Origin of the sequence: Psychrobacter sp., from assembly GCF_035469765.1 — a bacterium.
GTDB lineage: Bacteria > Pseudomonadota > Gammaproteobacteria > Pseudomonadales > Moraxellaceae > Psychrobacter.
In genome coordinates this window covers 1-3266 of sequence record NZ_DATIRM010000203.1, presented here as the reverse complement: position 1 = coordinate 3266, position 3266 = coordinate 1, and the positions used below count along the sequence as shown (strand labels likewise).

Here is a 3266-nt window from a genome sequence, read left to right as displayed (position 1 = left end):
TTACCTTAACTTTGTTAGGATTTTTGATGCCCACATCGCTTAGCCCTACGTCAGCTCATTCATCAGATTCTGTGTTGGACAGTGCAGCAAAACATGCCAGCTCTGATAGGGTCGCCTCGGCACTTGATTTACCAGTGACGGCGCTGGCTGGTGTAGGTCCAAAAGTCGCAGAGCAATTGACCCAGCTGGGTATCACTCGTATTTTTGATTTGTTGCTACATCTGCCACGTGATTATGAAGACCGTAGCCGATTGGTATCGATAGGCGATGTTGCTCATGGGCAAGCAGCTTTAATTACTGGTCGTGTGGTACATATCGATACCAATCGTAGCGGCATGACAGTGATTGTAGATGATGATACTGGGACGATATCGCTACGCTTTTTTAAGGTCTATCGCGGTCTTGCGCAAACGATGAGTGTCGGCACGCGTTTGCAGCTGTTTGGCGAAGTCAAAGTCAGCCGCTATGGTAAGCAGATACATCATCCTGAATATCAGATTATCAGTAGTAATGAAGCCATCGTCAACACGGGTTTAGAGCCCATTTATCCCAGTGTCAAAGGTTTACATCAAAACAAGCTGCGCACCTTAATTAAGCTTGCGCTGCAAACGGTTCGCAATCAGGGTTTGCCGATGACCTTGTTTACGCCTGAGGATTTTTCAGTCGTGGCAGATTTGCCATTAGCGCCTTTTGAGCTTGCTAAAGTAGCAATTGTAGAAACTGATTATCCAGACGATATATTTTCAACACTCGCACGTAGTGTGCCTGACAATAGTTTTAGTGATAGCATTAATAATAGCGTCAATAGAGCTTACCCCTCTATTTATCATAGTCAAAACAATACCAGTTCTGATGCTATAAACATGGCTAATAATAACGTCTACAATTTAACCATATTTGAAGCGTTGGTGTTACTGCATACACCGCCTACTTATACCGACGCTGGTCGACAGTATCAGCTGCTGACGCAATTAAGTGCTCGTACCCATGCTGCCTGTCAGCGCCTTATCATTGAAGAATTAACCGCACATCAGCTCAGCTTATTATATCGCCGTCAGCAATTGCATCAGTATAAAGCGCCAAAATGTGCTGTCCAAAGTCCATTGGCAGATAAATTATTTGGTGCGCTGCCATTTGACTTAACGAGTGCACAAAAAAGAGTCATGAAAGATATTACCGCTGATATGGCGACCTCGATACCTATGCTTAGGTTGGTACAAGGCGATGTTGGCGCTGGTAAAACGTTGGTTGCAGCAGGTGCGGCGGGTTATGCACTAGATAGTGGCTGGCAAGTGGCGGTGATGGCACCGACTGAGATCTTAGCAGAGCAGCATTTGGTTAATTTTAAAAACTGGTTTGAGCCGTTAGGTGTTGGTGTTGGCTGGCTTGCTGGTAAGCAAACCGCGAAGCAGCGCCGCGAAGCGTTAGAGGCGGTGAGCGAGAATACCGTACAAGTCGTTGTTGGAACGCATGCCTTATTCCAAGAGCAGGTAAAATTTGCCAAATTGGGCTTGGTTATTATCGATGAGCAGCACCGTTTTGGCGTTGAGCAGCGTATGGCTCTGACCAATAAGGGCGTCGCTAACAGCACACCACATCAATTGATTATGACGGCAACGCCGATTCCGCGTACGCTGGCAATGAGTGTCTATGGCGATATGGACACCTCCATTATCGATGAGCTGCCACCGGGACGCACGCCGATTACTACGGTGACGATTGACCGTAATCGACGCGATGAAGTGATTGAGCGCATTGCAGTAAATTGTGAGGCAGGTAGGCAGGCATATTGGGTGTGTTCACTGGTAGAAGAGTCGAGTGTACTTGATGCACAAGCCGCTGAAGCAACTTATGAAGACTTAAATGAGCGCTTGGATATTCGAATAGGCTTGGTACATGGCAAAATGAAATCCGTTGATAAACAAGCTATTATGCAGGCGTTCAAAGCTGGAAATCTCGATTTATTAATTGCAACTACCGTTATCGAAGTCGGTGTTGATGTGCCCAATGCTTCTCTGATGGTTATTGAGAATGCAGAGCGATTGGGATTATCGCAATTACATCAATTGCGCGGGCGAGTTGGACGAGGTTCAACCAAAAGCTATTGTGTGCTGCTGTATCAAAAGCCCTTGTCGGAGACGGGTACTGAACGCTTAAATGTATTGCGTGATAGCACAGACGGTTTTGTCATTGCGCAAAAAGACTTGGAGCTGCGTGGTCCTGGTGAGCTGTTAGGCAAGCGGCAAACAGGTAATGTCGGTTATTATTTGGCTGACCTGATCCGTGATGAGCAATTATTTGCTATTGCTCAGCGTTTGGCCAAGCATTTGATTGCAGATCCTGCGCGCAAAGCGGACGTCAGCCAACTGATTCACCGCTGGATGCCTGAGGCTAGTCGTTATACTAATGCCTAATCGCGGTGAGTCAGCTATATGATTTGACGCAATCTTTAAGCAATAAATTAATAGCAAACAAAAAAGAGGACAGCCAATGCTATCCTCTTCTGTTTTTTTTGAAGCAAATCTATTTAACTTTTTTCGCTTTTTTCAATGACTTCTTAAGATCTTTGAGGTCTTTCTTTTTCTGCTTAATTTTCGCTTTGGTGTCTTTAATATCTTTCTTAAGCTTCTTTACGTCTGATTTATTAGCCATGATTGGTTCCTTTATTAATAATATCATCTTAATGATGACAAATTACCTCGAAAATACAAGTCTAAACTGTAGGTAGTATGTATCGTTAATTTTTGCGAGTTATTAGTCTAAGAACACTTGTCGTATCCTAACCTGTTCAATATGACGTCACATTAAGTCACTTACTTTATTGGGTGAATAAGTTTTGAGAGAGGTGGATTTTAGGTGAAAAATATTTGGGGACTGAACGGAGAATACACTGTTGTCTGTCTTTATTTATCGTTCATATTATAATCTTTGGTACTAATATCTTTATTAAGTTCAGTGTCTTACTATATCCTCATTACTATCAACAATTGACTATACAGATACTTAACATAATTGACCCACTGACAAGATAGTCTACAATGTTAAAACACCATTATTGATAAGATCGGCCTGCATCATTTTGTTTCCCTTATACTTTTTTACGGCGTTAGTACCGTGCTTATTTATAGAGACCGACTATGAGTGATTTTAAACACCCTGATAATAAGCAAGCACCGACTAGCGAGCAAGAAACCAATATTGAGCCATCTCAACAATCTGAACTACCACCGTATCGTCAAACTGACATCTTGTCTCAAAAACCACCT

At 43.2% G+C, this 3266-nt stretch carries 2 protein-coding genes; one reads left to right on the top strand and one right to left on the bottom strand.

The genetic code is table 11. The features are described 5' to 3' along the window. The first annotated feature begins 26 nt into the window (after positions 1-26). Positions 27-2414: an ATP-dependent DNA helicase RecG gene (gene recG, locus VLN09_RS05755; RefSeq protein WP_325244538.1), complete on the top strand. Its 2388-nt coding sequence runs from the start codon at positions 27-29 to the stop codon at positions 2412-2414. A 109-nt stretch (positions 2415-2523) separates the two neighbouring features. Here recG and VLN09_RS05750 read toward each other — a convergent pair whose 3' ends face one another. Continuing rightward, the gene (locus VLN09_RS05750; protein ID WP_325244536.1) at positions 2524-2652 is read right to left on the bottom strand and encodes a hypothetical protein; all 129 of its coding nucleotides are present in this window, start codon (positions 2650-2652) and stop codon (positions 2524-2526) included. Positions 2653-3266 lie beyond the last annotated feature (614 nt).